This window comes from Pseudomonas sp. GW822-FHT06B12 (assembly GCF_058799675.1).
Map to the genome: position 1 here is coordinate 428,221 of NZ_JBXALR010000003.1, position 19,876 is coordinate 448,096.

The 19,876-nt window shown below is 58.6% G+C and carries 28 protein-coding genes; 20 read left to right on the forward strand and 8 right to left on the reverse strand.

The annotated features are described in order from the left end of the window. Positions 1 to 59 precede the first annotated feature (59 nt). A complete protein-coding gene (locus tag AC1RKH_RS09470) occupies positions 60 to 767 on the forward strand; it encodes a hypothetical protein (protein ID WP_493061538.1) in 708 nt (235 codons plus the stop codon). 245 nt (positions 768 to 1,012) lie between these two features. Here AC1RKH_RS09470 and AC1RKH_RS09475 read toward each other — a convergent pair whose 3' ends face one another. The 6 genes from AC1RKH_RS09475 to AC1RKH_RS09500 are packed head-to-tail and all read right to left on the reverse strand — an operon-like array spanning position 1,013 to position 3,022. After that, positions 1,013 to 1,429, reverse strand: coding sequence for a hypothetical protein (locus AC1RKH_RS09475; protein ID WP_493061539.1), 417 nt, complete (start codon positions 1,427 to 1,429; stop codon positions 1,013 to 1,015). Between the two features lie 58 nt (positions 1,430 to 1,487). Next, complete coding sequence (locus AC1RKH_RS09480; protein ID WP_493061540.1) at positions 1,488 to 1,805, reverse strand: pyocin activator PrtN family protein; 318 nt, start codon at positions 1,803 to 1,805, stop codon at positions 1,488 to 1,490. A 4-nt stretch (positions 1,806 to 1,809) separates the two neighbouring features. Then, a complete protein-coding gene (locus AC1RKH_RS09485) occupies positions 1,810 to 1,977 on the reverse strand; it encodes a hypothetical protein (RefSeq protein ID WP_158246525.1) in 168 nt (55 codons plus the stop codon). After that, complete coding sequence (locus tag AC1RKH_RS09490) at positions 1,964 to 2,248, reverse strand: phage antirepressor KilAC domain-containing protein (RefSeq protein ID WP_493061541.1); 285 nt, start codon at positions 2,246 to 2,248, stop codon at positions 1,964 to 1,966. The genes AC1RKH_RS09485 and AC1RKH_RS09490 overlap by 14 nt, the downstream gene beginning before the upstream one ends. A 10-nt stretch (positions 2,249 to 2,258) precedes the next feature. Next, positions 2,259 to 2,849, reverse strand: a complete 591-nt coding sequence (locus AC1RKH_RS09495; protein WP_493061542.1) for a hypothetical protein — start codon at positions 2,847 to 2,849, stop codon at positions 2,259 to 2,261. Continuing rightward, positions 2,846 to 3,022: a hypothetical protein gene (locus AC1RKH_RS09500; protein WP_493061543.1), complete on the reverse strand. Its 177-nt coding sequence runs from the start codon at positions 3,020 to 3,022 to the stop codon at positions 2,846 to 2,848. The genes AC1RKH_RS09495 and AC1RKH_RS09500 overlap by 4 nt, the downstream gene beginning before the upstream one ends. 68 nt (positions 3,023 to 3,090) lie before the next feature. On the opposite strand from AC1RKH_RS09500, the gene AC1RKH_RS09505 reads away from it, so the two are divergent. Next, a complete protein-coding gene (locus AC1RKH_RS09505) occupies positions 3,091 to 4,449 on the forward strand; it encodes a hypothetical protein (RefSeq protein WP_493061544.1) in 1,359 nt (452 codons plus the stop codon). 12 nt (positions 4,450 to 4,461) lie between these two features. Here the strand turns inward: AC1RKH_RS09505 and AC1RKH_RS09510 are convergent, their stop codons facing one another. Next, the gene (locus AC1RKH_RS09510; protein ID WP_493061868.1) at positions 4,462 to 5,193 is read right to left on the reverse strand and encodes a LexA family protein; all 732 of its coding nucleotides are present in this window, start codon (positions 5,191 to 5,193) and stop codon (positions 4,462 to 4,464) included. A gap of 79 nt (positions 5,194 to 5,272) precedes the next feature. Between AC1RKH_RS09510 and AC1RKH_RS09515 the strand changes: the two genes are divergently transcribed. The 5 genes from AC1RKH_RS09515 (at position 5,273) to AC1RKH_RS09535 (ending at position 9,169) form a co-directional block, all read left to right on the forward strand. Next, positions 5,273 to 5,533 carry a hypothetical protein gene (locus AC1RKH_RS09515; RefSeq protein WP_493061545.1) on the forward strand — a complete coding sequence of 87 codons (261 nt, stop codon included), beginning with the start codon at positions 5,273 to 5,275 and terminating at the stop codon, positions 5,531 to 5,533. A 336-nt stretch (positions 5,534 to 5,869) separates the two neighbouring features. After that, complete coding sequence (locus AC1RKH_RS09520) at positions 5,870 to 6,388, forward strand: phage regulatory CII family protein (protein WP_454185597.1); 519 nt, start codon at positions 5,870 to 5,872, stop codon at positions 6,386 to 6,388. After that, positions 6,381 to 6,608 carry a TraR/DksA family transcriptional regulator gene (locus AC1RKH_RS09525; RefSeq protein ID WP_493061546.1) on the forward strand — a complete coding sequence of 76 codons (228 nt, stop codon included), beginning with the start codon at positions 6,381 to 6,383 and terminating at the stop codon, positions 6,606 to 6,608. Before AC1RKH_RS09520 ends, AC1RKH_RS09525 begins: the two co-directional genes overlap by 8 nt. Next, a complete protein-coding gene (locus AC1RKH_RS09530; protein WP_493061547.1) occupies positions 6,598 to 8,814 on the forward strand; it encodes a virulence-associated E family protein in 2,217 nt (738 codons plus the stop codon). The genes AC1RKH_RS09525 and AC1RKH_RS09530 overlap by 11 nt, the downstream gene beginning before the upstream one ends. Continuing rightward, positions 8,807 to 9,169: a PA0613 family protein gene (locus AC1RKH_RS09535; protein WP_493061548.1), complete on the forward strand. Its 363-nt coding sequence runs from the start codon at positions 8,807 to 8,809 to the stop codon at positions 9,167 to 9,169. The genes AC1RKH_RS09530 and AC1RKH_RS09535 overlap by 8 nt, the downstream gene beginning before the upstream one ends. Before the next feature lie 508 nt (positions 9,170 to 9,677). Here the strand turns inward: AC1RKH_RS09535 and AC1RKH_RS09540 are convergent. After that, positions 9,678 to 10,040, reverse strand: coding sequence for a hypothetical protein (locus tag AC1RKH_RS09540; RefSeq protein WP_493061549.1), 363 nt, complete (start codon positions 10,038 to 10,040; stop codon positions 9,678 to 9,680). A 98-nt stretch (positions 10,041 to 10,138) separates the two neighbouring features. Here AC1RKH_RS09540 and AC1RKH_RS09545 point away from each other — a divergent pair, with 98 nt between their 5' ends. From AC1RKH_RS09545 to AC1RKH_RS09605, 13 genes are all read left to right on the forward strand, one after another. Further along, positions 10,139 to 10,477, forward strand: coding sequence for a phage holin family protein (locus tag AC1RKH_RS09545; protein ID WP_442114642.1), 339 nt, complete (start codon positions 10,139 to 10,141; stop codon positions 10,475 to 10,477). 131 nt (positions 10,478 to 10,608) lie between these two features. Continuing rightward, complete coding sequence (locus AC1RKH_RS09550) at positions 10,609 to 11,133, forward strand: DUF1441 family protein (protein WP_493061550.1); 525 nt, start codon at positions 10,609 to 10,611, stop codon at positions 11,131 to 11,133. Next, entirely contained in the window at positions 11,114 to 13,066 is a 1,953-nt protein-coding gene (locus tag AC1RKH_RS09555) for a phage terminase large subunit family protein (protein ID WP_493061551.1), read from the forward strand. The genes AC1RKH_RS09550 and AC1RKH_RS09555 overlap by 20 nt, the downstream gene beginning before the upstream one ends. A gap of 10 nt (positions 13,067 to 13,076) precedes the next feature. After that, on the forward strand, positions 13,077 to 13,292 hold the full coding sequence (locus AC1RKH_RS09560; protein ID WP_493061552.1) for a hypothetical protein: 216 nt from the start codon (positions 13,077 to 13,079) through the stop codon (positions 13,290 to 13,292). A gap of 2 nt (positions 13,293 to 13,294) precedes the next feature. Further along, a complete protein-coding gene (locus AC1RKH_RS09565) occupies positions 13,295 to 14,902 on the forward strand; it encodes a phage portal protein (protein ID WP_493061553.1) in 1,608 nt (535 codons plus the stop codon). Between the two features lie 2 nt (positions 14,903 to 14,904). Beyond that, positions 14,905 to 16,137 (forward strand): S49 family peptidase, encoded by a 1,233-nt coding sequence (locus AC1RKH_RS09570; protein ID WP_493061554.1) that lies wholly within the window; start codon positions 14,905 to 14,907, stop codon positions 16,135 to 16,137. 12 nt (positions 16,138 to 16,149) lie between these two features. Continuing rightward, positions 16,150 to 16,500, forward strand: a complete 351-nt coding sequence (locus AC1RKH_RS09575) for a head decoration protein (RefSeq protein WP_493061555.1) — start codon at positions 16,150 to 16,152, stop codon at positions 16,498 to 16,500. Positions 16,501 to 16,512: 12 nt separating this feature from the next. Beyond that, positions 16,513 to 17,541 carry a major capsid protein gene (locus tag AC1RKH_RS09580; RefSeq protein ID WP_493061556.1) on the forward strand — a complete coding sequence of 343 codons (1,029 nt, stop codon included), beginning with the start codon at positions 16,513 to 16,515 and terminating at the stop codon, positions 17,539 to 17,541. Between the two features lies 1 nt (position 17,542). Then, positions 17,543 to 17,767 (forward strand): hypothetical protein, encoded by a 225-nt coding sequence (locus tag AC1RKH_RS09585; protein ID WP_493061557.1) that lies wholly within the window; start codon positions 17,543 to 17,545, stop codon positions 17,765 to 17,767. A gap of 29 nt (positions 17,768 to 17,796) precedes the next feature. Next, positions 17,797 to 18,084: a head-tail joining protein gene (locus AC1RKH_RS09590; protein WP_493061558.1), complete on the forward strand. Its 288-nt coding sequence runs from the start codon at positions 17,797 to 17,799 to the stop codon at positions 18,082 to 18,084. Further along, a complete protein-coding gene (locus AC1RKH_RS09595; RefSeq protein WP_493061559.1) occupies positions 18,081 to 18,737 on the forward strand; it encodes a hypothetical protein in 657 nt (218 codons plus the stop codon). The genes AC1RKH_RS09590 and AC1RKH_RS09595 overlap by 4 nt, the downstream gene beginning before the upstream one ends. 1 nt (position 18,738) lies before the next feature. Then, positions 18,739 to 19,251, forward strand: a complete 513-nt coding sequence (locus AC1RKH_RS09600; protein ID WP_493061560.1) for a hypothetical protein — start codon at positions 18,739 to 18,741, stop codon at positions 19,249 to 19,251. After that, on the forward strand, positions 19,248 to 19,829 hold the full coding sequence (locus tag AC1RKH_RS09605; protein ID WP_493061561.1) for a phage baseplate assembly protein V: 582 nt from the start codon (positions 19,248 to 19,250) through the stop codon (positions 19,827 to 19,829). The genes AC1RKH_RS09600 and AC1RKH_RS09605 overlap by 4 nt, the downstream gene beginning before the upstream one ends. The last annotated feature ends 47 nt before the right edge of the window (positions 19,830 to 19,876 follow it).

A 19,876-nucleotide genomic window follows, 5' to 3' on the forward strand; every position in this document is an offset into this window, starting at 1 on the left:
GACGAGTAGCCTGAAAATGGGCATTCTCGACTCTTTTTGGTGGCTAGGAGCCATGACGCATGAAGGGGTTGAATATGTCGTCTGCGATGAAGATCGCTGGTGTGTGGGTGACTTGGGCCTTTCTGGCGACAGGTGCATTGGGCTGGGCATTGTTTGTTGTGTTGGATGCGTTCGAGGTCAAAAAAGACGCTGCCGCCTGGGTTCAGGCGATCGGTTCCATTTTGGCCATCATAGGTGCCGCGGCTTTTCCTGTTATCCACTCCAAGAAAAGTGCTGTGGAAAGGCAGTCTCAAACTAATGCAATGCTGAAAACCATAGCTACATTGATCCGCAAGGAATTGGACTTGCTGATCAATTCCCTGCTTGGGGCTATCAGTCCAGATCAAGAACTGGCAGGTGAGATTTTTGAGTTCCGTTACAGAACTCCGCACCTTAAGCCACCTGAGCCTAGCAAGCGAATGTGTGAGGAATCCACGAAGAGTGCGCGTCAATACGCGAGGCATGGCCATATAGCCAGCTGGAAAGGGCTGGATATATTGCTGACGAACATCAGCAGTGCCCACATGGCTACAAGGCTCCACCTGATCCATCTCAATCATTTGATGAACGCTATTTCGGCGGCCAAGGCAGCAAGTGAGATGCTTGATGACTGGGACCTTTTGAATGACGATGAGCTGCCAATGGTCAATAGACTCATTTTTTGCCAGCAGAATGTCGTCTTTGCAATCGACTATCTGAGCGGAAAAATACAGACTGCCAGCCAGTAAGTCAGCTCCCTTGTACCCCACAACAGGCTGCGCGGGCGGGCGATTCTGAGCGATTAGCGTGGCATCAAGAGTGGCTGCCTCGCGCAGCTTTTCGTGGGGTATAAGTGCCTCGGTGGTGCTGCTGGACGGAGCAGTAATGCCTGCTGCTGCGCAGCAGAGGTTGTTTGTTTCCTGCGCGTCGAGGCACGTTTTGGCGTTTGGCTCGGGTAAGTCGAAGCGCTTGCCGGTATTGGTGAGGATCTGGCTCATGCGGCTTCCTGCTCTACTGGCTCCAGCAGGGCGGCCATGGCGAGTGTTTGCTCGCGTAGGGCGACGGATTCACGTTCCAGTTTTTTGCCGGTGCGGAATGCTGCGAATGTCTCGGCGGCGATCCTGAGTTTTTCGGCGATGGCCAGCAGGGTTTGGCGTTCTGGTTCTCCCAGTTTCGAAGTGGCCAGTGCGTTCTCGTAGCGGGCGTAAAGCTGCTGGTAGTGTTCCCGCGACTGGTTAAGTGAAAGCTCCAGATTGCGGACGGTTTGCGAGTTGTCGGATTGCTGGATGGCCATTCCTTCATCAATGCCCTCAAGGCGGCCGTCGATCAGGCCGCCGCGATAGCCGGCCCAATAGGTGAGGCCGACGAGCGAGATGAGGGCGATCAGTGCGCAGATCTGTATTGCGGTCATGTGGTGTGCTCCTGGTGATGTCATCGGCTGGTGGTGGCAGCCGTTCGGTTTGTGGGTGTTACTCGTTGGTCTCTTCCTGTTGTCGCTGCATGTCTTCGTCGGCCTTATAGGCACGGATGTCGATCAATGAGGCGACATGCCGGATATGAGCGTACTTCGGTGCTTTGCGGCTGGTGTCCAGCGTGGTGATGGGTAGCTGAATCCGGCCGTTGTTGATCTCGGCCACAAACGACTGTTCGTTGAGGTTTCGAAAGTACTGTTCGCGGACTTTTTCCAGGGGGATCAGCACGTCGCCGAAGGTGCGGTAAAGCAGCTCTACGGTGGCTGATTCCGGTGCGGGTTGTAGCCGCAGTGGGGTTTGGCTTGCGTTACTCATTGGCTTACTGAGCCTCCTTGCGTTGTGTTCTTGCCGGGTGATTCCAGGCGTTCAGGCAGTGGCGTTTGGTCAGCTCTCGCAGATGTTCCGGCACTTCGAGGAGCGCGGCGTTGCGCTCCTCGCGTGTGCGCATGGCGACGATCTGGCGGGCGTATTCCCTAGGCCACGTCACGGTTGTCTACCGGGATGGCGGGTAGGTCCAACCCCAGTTGCTCGGCCAGCCAGCGGATACCGGGTTGTTTGACGCGGGTTGACTGGCTGTACTGCATGCCGGCGGTCTCGTGATACCAGTTACCGTCCTTGACTCGCAGGAACTCCCGGTCGCGGGATGGGTAAGTGGGCAGGTTTCGATCATTGAGCAGACCTTTTTCCCGCATGAGCTTGATCAGCTTGGGGCGTGTGAGTCCGAGCTGGGCGGCTGCTTGGGCGAGTGTGCGTTCCATGGCATCCCCCTCAAGCTGCGTGCGCGGCAGGTGTTGCTGCCGCAGCCAGGTGGTTGATGGACTCGGCCACTTTCTCGTAGATCTCAATGTCGCTGCCGCACACGGTGAAGCATTTGGTGCGCGGGCTTTTCACACCGATGCTCATGATGGTGGTGACACCAGAGCGGGTTTTGGTGCGATGCATAGCAACGTGAAGGGGCAGATCAAAACCCATGTCGAGGCTCACGACACCGCCAGTACGCACCAGCTCGAACACCCGTTGTTTATGCTCGGTATCGAACCGGGCGTATTGGCGGTTGGCGTGTGGGATGTTCAGCAGATCGGCAGTGTTGCTGGCATCGAAGGGGCCGTTGGCAATCTCTTCAATGAAGTCGGCCAGTTTGAGGTGCATCTTCTTTTCGTTCTGCAAGGTCAGCGTGTGGCGCTCGCTGCCCAGCTCGACGGTAAAGAGGGTGTCTGATTTGCTGCGTTCAACCTTGAGACGAAACGCCAGAGCTTCGCGCTTTGGTGTCGACCGTAGCGTGTGATTGAAGGTCTCGCTCAGATTGACTTGGGCGTTGAGCAGTTGCAGGGTGCGGTTATCGAGCTTGAATTTGCTCATGCTGCATGCCCTCCACCATTGGGATCGAAGGGTGCGGGTGCGGTGCGGGTTTTCTGCTTCGGTTTGGTGGTGACAAACGAGCAGCCGCATTCGCGGGCCAAGCGGCGAATCTCGAAGATATGGAAGGGGTTAGCAGCGGCCGGATGGACGTGCAGGGTGGCTGTGGTGTGCATGGTGTTGCCTCGCTCTGTGGTGGAAGAGTGAGTCAAATATCAACCATTAGTTTGCATCAAGTCAACTGGTGGTTGATTTATTTTTAGGCTGGGAGCAGCTAGAGAGGCGTGGGAAATTTACAGCTGCTGGACATGATGGTGGCAAAACAGTAGCTTTGTGTATCGCCTATATTTATCAAGGATTGCGTAGAAAAATTATGGAGAGCTATAAAGTTGAGTATTTATCAGTAATTAATTCGAAGGAGGATTTCTGTAAGTCGGTATCTTCATTCAATAGCTTTTTACAGTCATATGATAATATTAAGATTTCTGCAGGCAAGATTAAGTTTGAGGGGGCCGCATTTTTATATGATGTGCAGTTTGGCGATATCGTTGAGAACGCTCAGCGTTATTTTCATGTTAGGTTTGCGTGTGATGAAGCTAAAGATCTTGATAAATTCAAAGCGATGTTGCGCGCTGTTCGAACTTTGTTGGCTAAGGCGAGTGGGCGGCCACCTGAGGTTCTTTGGGATGACATTAGTAGTGAGCTATCTCAACGGGCGTATCCTATAGTCCATGAGCTGGAAAATTTGATGCGTAAACTTATTACTAAGTTTATGTTTATTAAAATCGGGCTGGCGTGGACTAAAGATGCGGTGCCCAAAGAGGTGTCAGAGTCTATAAAGACTAAGAAGGAAACTGCTGGGCATAATTACTTATATGAGGCTGACTTTATTCAGCTTTCAAATTTTTTGTTCAGGGAATACTCTACGGCTAATTCGCGTAAGCTTGTAGAGAAATTAGGCGGTGCAAAAAAAATAGAAGAGTTGGACTTGCTGGAGCTGCAAGAATTGGTCCCTAGGTCTAACTGGGAGAGATATTTTTCGCCGATTGTTGATTGTAAGATTGAGTATCTTCAGCCACGCTGGGAACGTTTGTATCTCTTGCGGTGTTTAATAGCTCACAATAATCTGATGAGTGATTCTGATTATAGTGAAGTCTGTCTGCTCTCCCGTGAGGTGAAGGATAAGTTAACTCAGGCTCTTGATGGGCTTGATAAAATTCAAGTCTCAAGTGAACAAAAAGAAGATGTGGCTGAGAATGCTGCGATTGAGATAGATACTAGTTTTGGTGAGTTTATCGTTAATTGGAACAATGCACTTGACATGATTTTCCAGCTTTCCGTATTGACAAAAATTGAGTTTGGTAAAGATGGTCATGGTAAAGGTAGCGTTTCGGCAAAAAATTGTGTCAAGGTATTAGTCGAATTCGGTGTTCTCAGTCGTAACGACGGCGTTCTATTTTCTGAGTTGATGAATGCTAGAAATTCTATAGTTCACAACTCTGTTTTTGGTGTTACGGATATTGAGGCCAAAAATTATATTCTGGCATTGAAGCATTTTCAGAGTGTTTTATTAAGATTGATAGATGAGTACACGAAAGGGTGATGGTCTATCGGCTCATTCAGGGATGAATGAGCCAACCACTTTTCCACAAATATGTGTTTCTTCCGTAATATCAATGATTGGGTATTGTGGATTGATCGGTCGCAAAAACTGCCGCCCGGCATCTTCTACCAGAACTTTGAACGTTGCCTCATTTGTACGCGGAACTCGGGCAATCACTCGATCACCCGTCTTGGTTTCCGCCTCAGGATCTACAAAGATGATGCAGCCCGTTGGGTAGCTCCGGCCTGGCCCTGGATTCGTCATCGAGTCACCAAAGACTTTCAATGCATATCCATGGTTGCTGATCGGTACAGGGCAGGACAGCCATGAGTCAGCATCATATGCCTCAAAGTTCGAGATCGCTTCGCACCAGGCTCCTGCTTGGACCCAAGAAATCAACGGCACCTTACCAAAGCGCTGTGTTAATTCGCTAACGTTGCTTTCTTCGCCGACGGCCAGTTGGCGAACATTGCTTTCACCGATCTGCTCTTTAGGCAGCACACCATACTCCAGCCACTCCCTGCGTACTCTCAGCCAGGAGCAGAGTGCAGCCATGCTATCGGCTTCGGCCATGGCTTCACCGTTAAGCCACTTGCTGACGGCCTGCGTGGTTTTATCAACCCCCAAGCTCTTCAACTGACGATGGATGTCCACGCCACGACCCCGGCTGCGTACGCCGGCATCGTCGAGGGCTTCGTGTAGGCGCGAGCTGAAAGCGGCGCGTAGTGCATTTTTATCAACCATAGGTTGAGAGTGCCACGGAGCTTGCGCAATAGTCAGTTGATGTTTAATATCAATTCCGAGTTGATAAATGGAGGTTGCCATGTTGGACCCCGCAGATTTCCCGAACGCCATTGCGTTCGCTTTTGAAGCAGTAGGCGGCATCGGGGCCGCCGCGAAGGTGTGCGACAGGAGCTATCAGGCGTTGAACAAATGGCGCCTGGCGGCCAGCTTGCCGCGAACCGACTACACCGGTGAAACCAAATATGCAGTTCTTTTGGCTACAGCTGCAAAGCAGAAGGGCAACTCGTTTGAGTCCACCTGGTTGCTGAATGCATCTGCGCCGCAGAAAGCTGCTGCATAGCGTAGTCAGAAAAAAGGCGACCCAAGGGCCGCCCAGTTCCTCCCGGCACGCACCATCACAGCGCTGTCGGGTCGTGATAAAGATAGGCGGGCACACCACATGCGAACCGCCAATCTTTACCGCGCTTTCCAAGGCACGGATGCCTTGGAGTTGCTGCCTTCTCCACCACAGATTGGGCAGCTGTTGCGCCAGAGGTGAACGACGGATCGTTCGCCTCGGCACGGTGCCGGTGTCGATCCTGAAGATCTAGCCGGCGTTTGGGCCCTTTCAAGCCACGCGGCAAATGTATCACCACTGCATGTCGCGCGGCACTGGCAACTTACAAGGATTAATGCCATGAGCCGAATCGCTCTGAGTTGCGTTGATCGAGCACAGCGGGAAATCCTGCCGCTCGATTTGGCGCTCTACCATGCTGCTCGGGACTATCCCGGCGGCGCCGCTGCAATCGCCGCCACCACCGGCCGCAATCCCACCACGCTGCAACACAAACTCTCACCTACGCACCCGAGCCACACGGTTAACATTCAGGAATTCGGCGAGATCCTGGAGCTGACCAAGGACCGCCGCATCCTTGATGCCGTGCATGCCTTGGTCGGTGACACGATCTGGCAGGAGCTGGCTGAGACGTACACCAATGACATGCCTGAGACGCTGACCACTGGCATTGCCGAGTACTTCCGGCAGGTCGCGAACTTGGCTGAGACGTGGGCCAAAAGTATCGGCGACGGTGTGGTGAATGACCACGAACTGGCCGAGATCCGCCTGCAGGTGTTTCGCGGCATTCAAGGGCTGTTGGGGATGTTCAACCGCGCCACCTACGTCAACCAGACAACGCGGGGTGTCGACCGTGGCTGACATTGCTGACTTTGCTAATGACCTGGTGCAGGAGCGTCTTGATCAGGCTCTGGCCGCTCGAAATGCAGTCAAACCTGTGACGGCAGCTTACTCATTCATGTACTGCGAAAACTGCGATGAGCCGATCCCAGAAGCTCGCCGCCTCGCTGTGCAAGGGTGCATTTACTGCGTGTCCTGTCAGGCGGTTGATGAAGTGTTGGAGGCCCGCCATGCTCGATGAGGTTCTGAATCAGTTCGCGGACTATGGCCTGGAGCCCAAGCAGCCTTTGGTGTTCGGCAAGCTGACCCGCTGCAAAACCACCCAGGACAAGGGCAAGGAAAAAAACGGTTGGTACGTCGTCCACGAGCATCGGACTGAAAAGAACGAAACGCTGATCTTCGGCAGCTTTGGTGACTGGCGCTCGGGTGAGACGCAGAAGATCAAGGTCAAGGCCGGGCGGATGTCGCCAGAAGAGCGTGAGGTCATGCGTGCTCGGCAGGAAGATGCCAAGCGCCGCGCCGCCGAGATCGCGGCCAATGCCGCACGTCGAGCGGCAAACCGGGCGGCGGGGTTGTTCAAACGCATACCGGAGAAGGGCCGCAGCGATTACCTGGATCGAAAGCAGATCGTCGGTTTCGGCGTTCGTTATGCACCGCGCTCCGGCGCGTTTTTGGTGCCTATGTGCAACGTGCGGGATCAGATCGTCGGTCTACAGGTGGTGTTCCCGACCAAGCAGGAAGACACCGGCCGGGATAAATCCTACTGGCCCTACGGCATGTCGAAAGAGGGCGCCTTTCACCTGATCGGACCGCACCCTGAACCGGGCGAGCCGGTGTTGGTGTGTGAGGGTTACGCCACGGGCGCTAGCCTGCACATGGCGACCTCGCTGACGGTGGCCATCGCTTTCGACGCGGGCAACCTGCTGGTGGTCTGCAAGGCCATGCGTGAGCGCTTTCCGGGTTGCCCACTGATCGTCTGCCGCGATGATGACTGGAAGACAAAGCGCCCGAATGGCGATCCTTGGAACCCCGGTGAAGAGAAGGCGAATAACGCCGCGTTGATCGTTGGTGGTCAGGTCGTTGCGCCGATCTTCTCTGGTGAGCGGGAAGACAAGTGGACGGACTTCAACGACCTGCACGTTGCGGAAGGCTTGGAAGCTGTCCGCCGCCAGGTACTGGCGGTGGTCAAGCCACCGGCTGCGGGTGGCTGGAAGGATCAACTGGCCCGAACCGAAAATGGTGCTTTGATCGCGCACATGCAGAACGTCGAATTGATTCTCGGCAACGACGAACGCTGGGCCGGGGTGATCAGTTACAGCGCCTTCAGTTCGAAGCTGGTGAAGCTTCGGTCTGCGCCTTATGGCTGCGGTGCCGGTGACTGGGCGGACATTGATGACGTGCGGGTGATGAAGTGGCTCGCGCAGCAGTACAACCTCAGGGTGAAGGCGAGTCATGTGATCGAGGCGGTCAGTGTGGTAGCGCATGACCATGCGTTCCATCCGGTGCGGGAGTACCTGAAAAAGCTTGAATGGGATCGCGTGCCCCGGCTGGAAAGCTGGCTCACTGACGTGATGGGCGTACATGCCAGCGACTACACCGCCAAGGTCGGCAAGCGCTGGATTCTGTCGGCCGTTGCGCGGGTGATGAAGCCAGGTTGTAAGGCTGATTCGGTGATGATTCTTGAAGGCGCGCAGGGCGCTGGTAAGTCGACGGCGATGAGCATCCTTGGCGGCGAGTGGTTCATGGATACGCCGTTTTCCTTGGGCGACAAGGATGGGTTTCAGGCGATTCGCGGGAAGTGGATCGTCGAGCTGGGGGAGCTGGACAGCTTCAACAAGGCCGAAAGCACCAAGGCAAAACAGTTCTTCTCCGCGTCCACTGACACCTACCGTGAGAGCTACGGCCGCAGAACAATGGACGTGCCACGCCAGTGTGTTTTCGTGGGTACGACCAACCAGGATGAGTACCTCAAGGACACCACCGGCAATCGACGTTACTGGCCGGTCGCTTGTAACAAGGTCGACCTGATGAAGCTGCGGGAGATCCGAGATCAACTGTGGGCCGAGGCGATGTTTTGTTATGAGGCGGGAGATATCTGGTGGGTGACGCCGGATGAGTCTCCGATGTTTGCGGAAGCCCAGGACCAGCGTTTTGTAGTTGATGAGTGGGAGGGGCCGATTCTGAGTTGGCTGGAGGAGTCGCAGATCGGAGAGACCACCTCAGGCAGTGATGTGTTGAGCCAGGCGCTTAATCTGGATTTTGGGCATTGGGGTAAGCCCGAGCAGATCCGTGTTGGGTCGATCATGCACCGTCTTGGTTGGCGTCGGGTGCGAATGCCGGCTCTGCCCAAAAGCGGTAAGCGACCTTGGGCGTACAAAAAGCCTAAAGGCTGGGGTATCCCGCCAGCATTCCTGCCTGTCGCCTTCGAGGAGCCTTGCTTTGATTAAGCGAATCGATGAGATATTGAAGTTGTGGGCCGAGGATCTGCACAGCCAGCACGAAGGGGGATCGGAACTGGGCGGCGGCAACATGATTGCGATGCTGATGGCGTGCAAGGGGGAGCTGATACGTGGGACTCGCGGTAGTCGGGTGTTGCTGGATGAATCTGCTGACATTGAGTTGATCGTCAACAAACACTTGGCACCCGAGTTAGCTTTGGTGGTGATGGAGCACTACTGCAACCACGACAGCTTCCTCTCACAGAAGATGCTGCATTGCGGGTGCAGTTCACGGACCTACTACCAGCGCTTGCATGATGCGCATGTAAGCATTGCCGGTTTACTGATGGGCAAGGCTGCATGATACTTGTGGCTACCGCGTCTGGCGCTGTCCCAGCGTCCTACCTTGTCCTACCGCTGATTCAGTTGGTAGGACAGCTACAGGCCGCGTGGTTAGAGGTCTGTCCTACTGTCCCATTGAAATTATCGAACCGCGCATGTGAGCGTAGCGGGAACGTGTACGCGCGCTTCGCGCATGCGTGTTTTTTAATTCTCTCTATATGCGTAAAAAGGATAGAAATAGTAGGACAGTGGGGCAGCGCCTTGATTTTCGGGGCTCTCAGCTGTCCCACCTTCCTGTCAATCAATGGGACAGGTAAGACAGGGGAAGGAGAAGCGATAGCCGAGGTGGTGTATTCGCCGACATTCGCTAGGCGTTCACCCTGTGTTACCCACTTATTCACCGGGTGGCATTAAAGTGGGGTTGCTGCCAGTAAAATCCACCTGTAAAAAGTAGTCATCTTCGATAGGTGCGACTGCGGAGAGCGACACAAAAGAACCGGCCCAATGGCCGGTTTTTTTATGCGCGAAATTTACCCAAGTTTGCTGCGCTGGGCTTCATCCAGCTTTCGCCAAATCATTGCAAGGCCTAGCCCAGTGACAGCGAAAGCGATGATGGTCCAACAGTCCAAAAGCAAGTGAATGACGCTGGAGCGAGTTATAGGAGCACTACTAGTACCAAAAGCTACGATCCCCAACACGCCCTTACCCATCAATACAAGCGTGCCTGCGTAGGTCAATCCTCTAGTAATTCTTTCGGTGCAAAAAGCTCTCAGTTTCTTCCATTTCGTCTTGTCCTCGTCAGAAGCCTGGACCCACAGAAGCATGAACGTGGCTAGGCCGACGGGGAAAAGTATGAGAGTCGCAACAGCGACCAACACATTCAGAGTATTCATGGCAATTCTCAAAACCAAACTGCCAGCTTATTCGAGATCGGTAATCATCGGAATAGCGTGATTGCGGTGCTGATCAATCCTATGAAGTGAGAGAGAGTATGACGAACGAGCAACAAGCGCTGGCAGAGATGCCGATCTGGTTAGTGATCGTCTTGGCCTTGGTCGGTGGCGTGTCCGGAGAAATGTGGCGGGCAGACAAGGACGGGGCGCGGGGCTGGGCATTGTTGCGCCGGTTGGCACTTCGATCCGGTGCCTGCATTGTCTGCGGGGTGTCGGCGATGATGTTGATGATCGCCGCCGGCATGTCGATCTGGACGGCAGGCGCTTTGGGTTGCTTGACCGCGATGGCCGGCGCCGATGTCGCCATCGGCCTTTACGAGCGCTGGGTCGCCAAGCGGTTGGGCGTTTCCGAGTCGGCATCGACTGACCACACCTAGGCGGCGCTCCGGCCGGGGGGCGGTTTTTCCGGGTCCTCCCCGAGGGGCGCCCCCTACACGGGTCATCGAACTCGCGGATTCTCTGCAGCTGAGAATCTTGCAGGGATGTCCGTCTTTTCAAAGGGTTAGATATGGGCAGGACAGTCAACAAGGCCGACTTGAGTGAGATTGTTGGCCGCGACGAGCGCACCCTGTCCCGCTGGCAGAACGACGGCATGCCGGTGATCGAATTCGGCCTGGGGCGGGGCAACGAAAACCAGTACGACACCGAAGCCGTAATTCAGTGGCTGATGCATCAGGCCTCGCTCAACGGCAAGAAAGAATCCTCTCGCGACCGACTGGACCGGGTTAGGGCTAACCGCGAAGAGCTGGCGCTGGCCAAGGATCTGGGGGAGGTGGTCATCGCCGCCGACCTGGTCGAACGCTTCGAAGCCATGATCACCTCGGCCAAAGTCGAGTTGCTCAATACGTTACCTGATGCGCTGGCCACGGAGTTGTCGGCGCGTTATGGCGTGGAAGTGGATGAACAACTGATCAGAGACCCCATCGAATCCATCCTGAGGAGGCTGTCTGACTATGACAAGGATGATGCCCAGTCAGCTGGAGATCCTGACGAACCGGACAATCCGGAGGGCTTTGAGGAAGACGGCGAGTAACGCGCTGCGCGGTGCTTGCCGCAAGTGGGCACCACCGCCACGCATGAGCATCATCGAGTGGGCGGACAAGTACCGTTGGCTCGCACCAGAAGAGGCGGCTCGCCCCGGCAAATACCGCTTTGATGTAACGCCACACCTCATCTGGCCCGGTGGCCCGCTGGAAGCGTTGGACGATCCGGCGGTCAGTGAAATTGTCGGCCGCAAGTCGGCGCAGGTGGCCTGGACGTCGGGCGTTCTGGGTAACGCCCTGGGCAAATGGATCGACATCGATCCGTCGCCGATCCTGGTGCTGTTCCCCAAGGCCGAAGCCGCCAAGCAATACGTCGGCGAGAAGCTCGAACCGATGATCGAGGCCACGCCACGGCTGCGCAAGAAAGTCGACCTGCGCAGCCGAAAGCTGCAGCAGCGTCAGGACTTTAAGCGCTTTCCCGGTGGCTTCCTGAAAATGGTTGGCTCCAACAGCCCGGCCAGCGTGAAGTCCACGCCGGTGCCACGGGTGGCCATCGAAGAACCGGACGACTGCAACCTCAACCTGCGCGGGCAGGGCGACAGTATCAAGCTGGCCAAGGAGCGTCTGAAAACCTTTCGCCGCTCCAAGATCATCATCGGCGGCACCCCGACCATCAAAGGCCTGTCAGCCATCGATGCGGAGCTGGAGCTGTCGGACAAGCGCGTCGGCCTGGTGCCGTGTCACGAATGCGGCCAGGAACACGCGCTGAGCTTCGACAACCTGCACTGCGATGAGGATCCGGCCTACCTGCACGAGGTGTACGGCAAGAAACGGCCGGAGAAGAGCTTCTACTCCTGTCCGCACTGTGGCGCGATCTGGGACGACAACCAGAAAAACGCCAACCTCAAGCACGGTCGCTGGTCGGCCACGGCTGAGTTTCGCGGCATTGCCGGCTACATCCTCAACGAGCTTTACGCCACGTTTTGGGGATCGCGCTTCCAGGTGCTGATGGAGAAAAAACTCCAGGCCGAACACGCAGCGGCGCAGGGAAACATCGGCCCGATGATCGCCTTCGTCAACAGTTCGAAGGGCGAAAGTTACGAGTATCAGAGCGACGCGCCGAAGACCGACGAACTGGAGAAACGCGCCGAGCCTTACACCGAACTGACGGCGCCTAAAGGCGTGCTACTGATCACTGTCGGTGTCGACGTGCAAGGCGACCGGCTGGCACTGGTCATCACCGGCTGGGGCCGTGGCGAAGAATCTTGGCGGCTGTACTGGGGCGAGCTTCACGGCAACCCCATTGACCCGCATGACAGCGTCTGGCAGGAACTGGACCGGGTGATCTCCCGGCCGATTCCCACCGACGGCGGCGCGCACTTGGCAATATCGGCGGTCAGCATCGACAGCTCGGACGGCAACACCAGCGATGCGGTTTACGCCTACGTGCGGGATCGCCAGCGCTACAACGTTATGGCGATCAAGGGTGCGTCCATCGACAGCCGCGACAAGGAGATTTTCACCAAGCCGCCACAGTCGGTGGACACCTCGCAGGACAACACCAAGGCGGCGAAATACGGTCTGCGGGTACACATCGTCGGCACGCACAAGGCCAAGACGTTGATCGACGGCCGGCTTCGGCTCAAGGGTGTCGGGCCGGGGCGCATGCACTGGTACAGCGAGATCCGTTCGGACTACTACGAGCAGCTCACCAACGAGGTGCTGGCACCGCATCCGCGCAACCCCAGCAAGATGGTCTGGCAGAAAAAGGCCGGGCGGCGCAACGAGGCGCTCGACTGCGAGGTGTATGCCTTGCATGCCGCACGCAGCCTCAAAACCCACCTGCTCCGTGATCACGAATGGGACCAGTTGGAGCAGCAACTGCTGCAGCCAACCCTGTTCAACACCGAACAACCGGTCGCACCGGTACCGCGCCGAGCAGTGGCTCGCGGGCGGGGCACCCGCAGTCGAGCGGGCTACTAAGGAAACCATCATGACAGACGCACAACAGCGCCTCGCGGAAGTCCGGGCGGCGATCTCTGACGTCCTGAAAAAAGGCCAGCGCCTGCGTCGTGCGGATCGCGAACTGTATCGCGCCGAACTGAACAGCCTGCGCCTGCTGGAACAGCAGTACGTTAAGGAGGTCGCGCTGGAGCAGGCCCAGCAACAGGGCCGTGGCCGTAACCGCATCTCTTACATGGCGATTTGACTATGGGCTTCTTTCGGAAGGATCCAGCCGAGCTGCTGATGCGCGAGGCCATCCGGCTCGCCAAGTCTGCATCCGGCGCTCGGCCCATCGTCGCCCAAGGTGGCGGGGGCGGTGTCGAGACCCGCTGGCGTGGCGCCTCCCGCGTGCTGCGCAGCATGGCCAGCTGGATTCCTGGGCTGGGTAGCCCGCGCCGGGATCTCGACCAGAACGAACGGCGCATGCTCGTCGCCCGTTCGCGGGACGCCATGCGCAATCATCTGATCGCTCGGGCGGCCATCACCCGCCTGCGCACCAATGTGGTCGGCACCGGTCTGGTATGCCGTTCACAGATCGATCACGACGCACTGGGCCTCAGCGAGCAGCAGGCGGACGAACTGAACACACAGCTCGACCGGCTGTGGTCGCTGTACGCCGATGACCCACGTGAATGCGATGCCGAGGCGACCCTCAACCACTACCAGTTGCAGGCGCTGGTGATGATCTCGTCGATGGTCTGCGGTGACGTGCTGATTGCCAGCCCTGACGATGAGCGTCCGGGCTGCGTGTTCAGCACGCGTCTGCAACTGATCGAATCGGATCGGGTGTGCAATCCGGCCGGGCAATTAGACGGCGCCAACCTGGTGGACGGCGTCGAGTTCGACCGGCTCGGCGCGCCGTTGGCCTATCACGTCTGCACCGGCTATCCCAATGAGTTCACCGCAGGCCAGTCCCTTCGCTGGGAGCGGTTGCCGACATTCGGTGGGGCCACCGGTCGCCGCCGGGTCATGCACGTCATGGCTGACAAGGAGCGGCCCGGCCAGAAGCGTGGTGCGCCTTACCTGGCTCCGGTGCTGGAGCCGCTACAGAAACTGGAGCGCTACAGCAGTGCCGAACTAATGGCGGCGGTGATCTCGGCGATGTTCACCGTGTTCATCAAGAAGACCAACGACTTTCAGGTCTCCAACCTGCCGCTAACGGCGCTGGCCAACGAAGGTGATGGGGCTGGCGGCGACACCACCGCCGATGGCGAATTGGCCTTGGGCGAGGGCGCCATTGTTGATCTAGGGCAGGGCGAGGAACCGGTGATTGCCAACCCAGCACGGCCCAATGCGCAGTTCGATCCGTTCTTTACCTCCGTGGTCAAGGAAATCGGCGCGGCCCTGGAGCAACCGATGGAAGAGCTATTGCTGCATTACAGCAGCAGCTACAGCGCGGCCCGTGCGGCGATGCTGCAGGCGTGGCGCTTCTACAGCCTGCGCCGCTGGTGGCTGATCTGCGACTTCTGCCAGCCCAGCCGTGAACTGCTGATCGATGAGGCCGTGGCGCGGGGGCTGATCAAGTTGCCGGGCTATGCAGAACCGGCCAAGCGCAAGGCGTACTGCCAAGCGATCTGGATCGGTCCGGCGCGTGGCGCCATCGATGAGTTGAAGGAAGCCAATGCCGCTGGCAAGCGCATCGAGATCGGCGTCAGCAACGAGACGCTGGAAACCGCCGCGATGACCGGCGAGCCGTGGCAACAGGTGTACCGACAGCGCGTACGCGAAGTCGAGCAGCGCCGCAAGGATGGCTTGCACGTCCTGCCCAAAGGGCGCGAACAGGAAACACCGCTCAATAACCCCAACGAGGAATAACCATGCCCCGCGCATTTGAGCTGGCTGCCTCGCAGCCCTGGCTGATGCTGCCTGGCGCCCTGGACAACCTGCTGACCATTGCAGACCGGATGGGCGACCCGGCGGCGCTGGAAACCCGCACCGGCATGCGGCTGGACAACAGCCGGAGCGTCAGCGTCCGCAACGGGGTGGCGATCATCCCGGTAGTCGGCCCGGTGTTTCGCTACGCCAATCTCTTCACCGAGATTAGCGGCGCGACCAGTACCCAAGTGCTGGCTACTGACCTGCAGACGGCTCTGGACGACCCCAAGGTCAACGCGATCATTCTGAACATCGACAGTCCAGGTGGCGTGGCCGCCGGCATCAATGAGCTGGCCGACCACATCCATGCAGCCCGTGACCGCAAACGCATCGTCGCCTACATCGGCGGCACGGGAGCCAGCGCAGCCTACTGGATCGCTTCGGCGGCCAGCGAGATCGTCATCGACGAAACCGCGCTCGCCGGGAGCATCGGCGTCGTGGTCGAGGCGGTCGTAGAGGGTGAGGCATCCAGCGGTCGCAAGCGCTACCAGATCGTCAGTCGCAACGCGCCCAACAAGCGCGTCGATCTGGCCACCGAGGAGGGCCGGGCCAAGGTCGGCGAAACGGTCGACGCCATGGGCGAGGTGTTCGTGGCCAAGGTCGCTCGCAACCTGGGTGTGGATCCGGAACGCGTGCCCGAGATGGGCGACTTTGGTGGTCTGCGCGTTGGCGCTGCCGCCGTCGAATCCGGCCTGGCTCACCGCTTGGGCTCGCTTGAAACACTGATTACCCAACTGGCCAAACCGGCCGCAACCCAACCGAGGAAATTCAACATGACCACCGTCAGCAGCACGGCGGAGTTGCGTGAGGCGCTGGCCGCCGGCACGGATCCGCAAACCATCCAGATTGCTCAGGCCAGCCAGCCAGATCTGGAAAGCATCCGCACCGAGAGCCGCGAAGAAGGCGCAACCGCCGAACGGCAGCGGATCACCGGCATCAATGCGATGGCCAGCAAGGGCTTTGAGACCGAGATCGCCGCTGCCATCGACGCCGGAACGTCGGTCGAGGCCACTGCACTGCAACTGTTTAAGGCGGCGCAGGATCGCGGCATTTCCCTGAGCGCGATCAAGTCCGACGCCACTGGCGCGTCAACTTCCACCCCATCCGGCAACAATGACCAAGGCGAACGCAAAGCCGTGGTCAACGCCATCGTCGAGGGCGCCTCGCGCCGCTGATTGGAGAGCCTCATGAGCAACCCTGAACGCGAAACCTACATCCCCGATCAGCTGTCGGCCGGTGCCTTCCCGGTGATGATCGACAGCGCCGTGATTGCCGCTGGACAGAAGCTTAGCCGTGGCGCTGTCCTCGGTCAGGTGAAAGCCAGCGGCGAATACGTGCTGTGCACGGCGGCGGCCACCGACGGCTCCGAGGTACCGAAGGCGATCCTCGACCAGGCCACCGACACCAGCAAGGGCGCCCGGGTGGCACCGATTCGTCTGACCGGTGAAGTGCAGGCCCACCAACTCATTCTCGGCGAGGGCCTCACCCTGGCGCAGGCGAAAGCCGCGCTGCGTTCCCTGTGCCTGTTCGTTCGCTAACTGGAGCTTCCGATGGATATTTTTGATACCCGTACCATGCTGGAGGCGGTCGAGCAGATGCCGACTGCACGCCGCTTTCTGCTGAACACCTTTTTCAATGGCGGCAGTCCGGTGACGTTCCCGACCAAGACGGTGGACATCGACATCATCAAGGGCAAGCGCAAGATGGCGCCGTTCGTTCACCCACGTCTGCCCGGCAGCGTGTCGTTGCGCGATGGCTACACCACCAGCAACTACACGCCGCCTTATATCCAACCCAAGCGTGAAACCACCGCCGAACTGGTGCTCAAGCGTGCAGCCGGCGACAACCCGTTTTCCTCGCGCACTCCGCTGGAGCGCGCCGGACAACTGCTGGGCAAGGATCTGCGCGATCTTGATGACGAGATCGTCCGTCGTGAAGAGTGGATGTGCGCTCAGGCGCTGACCACCGGGAAAGTGCGGGTGATCGGCGAGGGCGTGGACGACACCATCGACTTCCTGATGGCCAGCGATCACAAGATCAGCCTGGGCAGCGGTCAATGGGGTACTGCCGACGGTGACCCGATTGCCAACCTGCGTGGCTGGAAACGCAAGATCGCCAAGGACTCCGGGCGCACGGCCAACACCGTGGCCATGAGCGGTGAAGCACTGGATGCGTTCCAGTCGAATGCGACGGTGATGAAGCAGCTCAATACCCGCCGCGTCGACATGGGCCTGATCAAGCCCGAGGAACTGCCGGACGGCGTGACCTACCTGGGTTACCTGAACGATCCGGGCGTCGACCTCTACGGCTATGACGAGTGGTACCTGGACGATGACGACGACGAGCAGCCGATGATTCCGGCTGGCGGGCTCATCCTCGGTTCCACCTCGACGCGCAACGCCATGTTGTACGGCGCCATTCAGGATCTGGAAGCGGTAGAAAGCGGCTTGGTCGAGGCGGCGCGCTTCCCGAAAAGCTGGGTGACGCAAGAGCCGAGCGCCCGTTGGCTGAAGCTGCAGAGCGCAGTGTTGGCGAGCCTGCTGGAACCCGACGCTTTCATCTACGCCAAGGTGGTGTGACATGGCCAAAAAAGCCGAATTCCTGGTGATCGACGGTTGCGTGCAGGACGGTCGCACCGTGGTGGTGAAGGGCGAGCCGTACACCCCGCCAAACAAGGAGGTGGCGGACGCACTGATCGCCGAGGGTCGTATCGCCCCGGTCAAGGATCCGCTCGCGCAGCAACTGCTGCGTGAATCTCAGGGCCTGACCGGTGATACCGACGACAGCTCTGATGACGGTGCATAACCGTGCGCTTTCGGGAGTTGAGCGACGACATGGACGCCCTGGTGCTGGATGGCCTGGGCGACGTTGGGCTGGTCGGCGGTCGCGAGATCGCCGGCTTTTTTTCCGCACCCTGGCTGCAGCCGCGTATGGGGCGCATCAACACGGCGCTGCGGGAGCCTCAGTTCGAGGTCCGCGTCAGTGATGCCGCAGGGATTGAGTCAGGTCAGTTGGTGGTCATCGACCTGCCGGTGCAGGACGGTGGCGGCGCCTATGACCTAGTGAAACTGGAACCGGACGGCACCGGCTGGGTCGCGTTGCTATTGAGGGTTAAGGCATGAGCGTCGGCAGTCATTTCAAGTCTTCGGCCAGCGGCGGAATGATCTCCTTGCAGACCTCGACAGCAGATCGGCAAGCGTTCCAGGACTTCGCCAAGTTAGTGCCGAAAGCGGCGGCCGTTGCCCAGCGTCGAGCGATCAACAAAACCCTGGGTTGGCTGCGTACGCACATTGCCCGCGCTGTCGGTCGGCAGGAGCGCATTGCGGTGGCTGCGGTGCGTCAGCGGTTGCGTGCTTACCCGGTCACCGGCGGCGCCATGAGCGGCAAGTTGTGGTTCGGTCTCAATGCCCTCGAGGCAAGTCGAATCGGTCGTGCCCGGCAGAGCAACTCCGGCGTGTCGGTGGCCGGTCGACGTTATCAGGGCGCCTTCTACAAGAAGGTCTATGGCAACAGCGCAGACATCTGGATTCGCACGGCCAGCAAGCATTTCAATGCCGACGATTATCCCGACAGCACCGTGAGTGCGCGAGGCGGGGCGAGTTCGGGCTGGATTGCCGAACACGACAACCGCTTCCCGCTGGCCAAGGCCAAGGTCTCCCTGGGCCAGGCCCGGCCGCACTTCGAAAGCTGGGTGCGTAAGGCCGATGCACACCTGGTGCACGTCCTGCAGCAGGAGCTCAACTTTGAACTGCAGAAGTATCTGAAGGGGAAATAACGTGTCAGATGAACCATTCAGCCTCGAGCAGTTGTACCAGGCCATCGAGCGGCACATCCATGCGCATCTCCCGAGCGTGCAGACGGTCGCTGTGTGGCCAAACATCGAAGATCGCGTCGGGTTGCCGGCGGTGTTCGTCGAGCTGGCCGAAATGGAGTCGGGGCAAGATCCGGGCACCGGTGAGACGGGGCTGGCCTGCAAGTTCGAAGCGCGGGTGATCACCGATCCGATCGAACCGGATCACCACCAACAGGCCGTGTTCCTCGCGGGGCAGCTTGCGGTGTTGCTGCGCCTGCAGAGCTGGGGCTTAGCGGTGGAGCCTGCCGAGTTCGTCCAGGCCATGCAGGACTGGACCAAGCCGGTACTGGATGGCTACACCGTCTGGGTGGTGGAGTGGACGCAGCAGATTTACTTGGGTGAAGCTCAGTGGCCGTGGCCGGATCAGCCGCCGGGCACCCTGGTATTGAATATTGAACCGGGTGACGGCGAGGTGCGGCCTGAGGAGGTGCAATGAGTTATGCCAGCGCGCAGCACGACCGCATGCTCGCCGGCCTGGTCAAGGATTGTTACGTGGTGGCGGTGGACCTGGCCGCCTCGCCGCCGGTATGCCGGGTTTCGGACGGGGAATGGGTCAGCGGCTGGGTGCGCTGGCACAGCGTCGCTGCCGGCAAGGCGCGGCACTGGCGGGCACCCAGCCTGAATGAGCAGGGCACGCTGATTAGTACCAGCGGTGACGTGTCGCAAGGTACGTTTATTCCTGGTCTGTACGGCAACGGTGGTCCGCCGCCAGACAATCGTGATCACGTTGAAGTGTGGCGTTTTGACGATGGCGGTTCGCTGGTCTACGACTGGCAGGCCAAGAGCTACAGCATCAGCCTGCCCAGCGGCACGGTCACGATCAAGGTGGGGGCCACCCAGGCCGAGGTGACGGACAACGCCGTGACGGTGAAGTCCAGCACGATCAACCTGGAAGCGAGCGTAAACATCAAGGGACCGGTGAACATCGACGGCTCGCTGCATGCCACTCAGGACATCACCAGCGACGGGGCGATTCTCGACACCACTGGCAACAGCAACCGCCACTCGCATTAGTGACAACCAATAACCCCAGCCCGCCGTGTGCGGGCTTTTTCATGCTC

What these genes read in the sequence shown, in the direction of transcription:
- AC1RKH_RS09605 (WP_493061561.1), top strand. Translation starts at nt 19,248, where the DNA reads ATGAGTTATGCCAGCGCGCAGCACGACCGCATGCTCGCCGGCCTGGTC.
- AC1RKH_RS09470 (WP_493061538.1), top strand. Translation starts at nt 60, where the DNA reads ATGAAGGGGTTGAATATGTCGTCTGCGATGAAGATCGCTGGTGTGTGG.
- AC1RKH_RS09515 (WP_493061545.1), top strand. Translation starts at nt 5,273, where the DNA reads ATGTTGGACCCCGCAGATTTCCCGAACGCCATTGCGTTCGCTTTTGAA.
- AC1RKH_RS09520 (WP_454185597.1), top strand. Translation starts at nt 5,870, where the DNA reads ATGAGCCGAATCGCTCTGAGTTGCGTTGATCGAGCACAGCGGGAAATC.
- AC1RKH_RS09570 (WP_493061554.1), top strand. Translation starts at nt 14,905, where the DNA reads ATGCCCCGCGCATTTGAGCTGGCTGCCTCGCAGCCCTGGCTGATGCTG.
- AC1RKH_RS09550 (WP_493061550.1), top strand. Translation starts at nt 10,609, where the DNA reads ATGGGCAGGACAGTCAACAAGGCCGACTTGAGTGAGATTGTTGGCCGC.
- AC1RKH_RS09495 (WP_493061542.1), bottom strand. Translation starts at nt 2,849, where the DNA reads ATGAGCAAATTCAAGCTCGATAACCGCACCCTGCAACTGCTCAACGCC.
- AC1RKH_RS09475 (WP_493061539.1), bottom strand. Translation starts at nt 1,429, where the DNA reads ATGACCGCAATACAGATCTGCGCACTGATCGCCCTCATCTCGCTCGTC.
- AC1RKH_RS09580 (WP_493061556.1), top strand. Translation starts at nt 16,513, where the DNA reads ATGGATATTTTTGATACCCGTACCATGCTGGAGGCGGTCGAGCAGATG.
- AC1RKH_RS09480 (WP_493061540.1), bottom strand. Translation starts at nt 1,805, where the DNA reads ATGAGTAACGCAAGCCAAACCCCACTGCGGCTACAACCCGCACCGGAA.
- AC1RKH_RS09560 (WP_493061552.1), top strand. Translation starts at nt 13,077, where the DNA reads ATGACAGACGCACAACAGCGCCTCGCGGAAGTCCGGGCGGCGATCTCT.
- AC1RKH_RS09565 (WP_493061553.1), top strand. Translation starts at nt 13,295, where the DNA reads ATGGGCTTCTTTCGGAAGGATCCAGCCGAGCTGCTGATGCGCGAGGCC.
- AC1RKH_RS09500 (WP_493061543.1), bottom strand. Translation starts at nt 3,022, where the DNA reads ATGCACACCACAGCCACCCTGCACGTCCATCCGGCCGCTGCTAACCCC.
- AC1RKH_RS09590 (WP_493061558.1), top strand. Translation starts at nt 17,797, where the DNA reads ATGGACGCCCTGGTGCTGGATGGCCTGGGCGACGTTGGGCTGGTCGGC.
- AC1RKH_RS09585 (WP_493061557.1), top strand. Translation starts at nt 17,543, where the DNA reads ATGGCCAAAAAAGCCGAATTCCTGGTGATCGACGGTTGCGTGCAGGAC.
- AC1RKH_RS09510 (WP_493061868.1), bottom strand. Translation starts at nt 5,193, where the DNA reads ATGGTTGATAAAAATGCACTACGCGCCGCTTTCAGCTCGCGCCTACAC.
- AC1RKH_RS09540 (WP_493061549.1), bottom strand. Translation starts at nt 10,040, where the DNA reads ATGAATACTCTGAATGTGTTGGTCGCTGTTGCGACTCTCATACTTTTC.
- AC1RKH_RS09575 (WP_493061555.1), top strand. Translation starts at nt 16,150, where the DNA reads ATGAGCAACCCTGAACGCGAAACCTACATCCCCGATCAGCTGTCGGCC.
- AC1RKH_RS09595 (WP_493061559.1), top strand. Translation starts at nt 18,081, where the DNA reads ATGAGCGTCGGCAGTCATTTCAAGTCTTCGGCCAGCGGCGGAATGATC.
- AC1RKH_RS09490 (WP_493061541.1), bottom strand. Translation starts at nt 2,248, where the DNA reads ATGGAACGCACACTCGCCCAAGCAGCCGCCCAGCTCGGACTCACACGC.
- AC1RKH_RS09530 (WP_493061547.1), top strand. Translation starts at nt 6,598, where the DNA reads ATGCTCGATGAGGTTCTGAATCAGTTCGCGGACTATGGCCTGGAGCCC.
- AC1RKH_RS09545 (WP_442114642.1), top strand. Translation starts at nt 10,139, where the DNA reads ATGACGAACGAGCAACAAGCGCTGGCAGAGATGCCGATCTGGTTAGTG.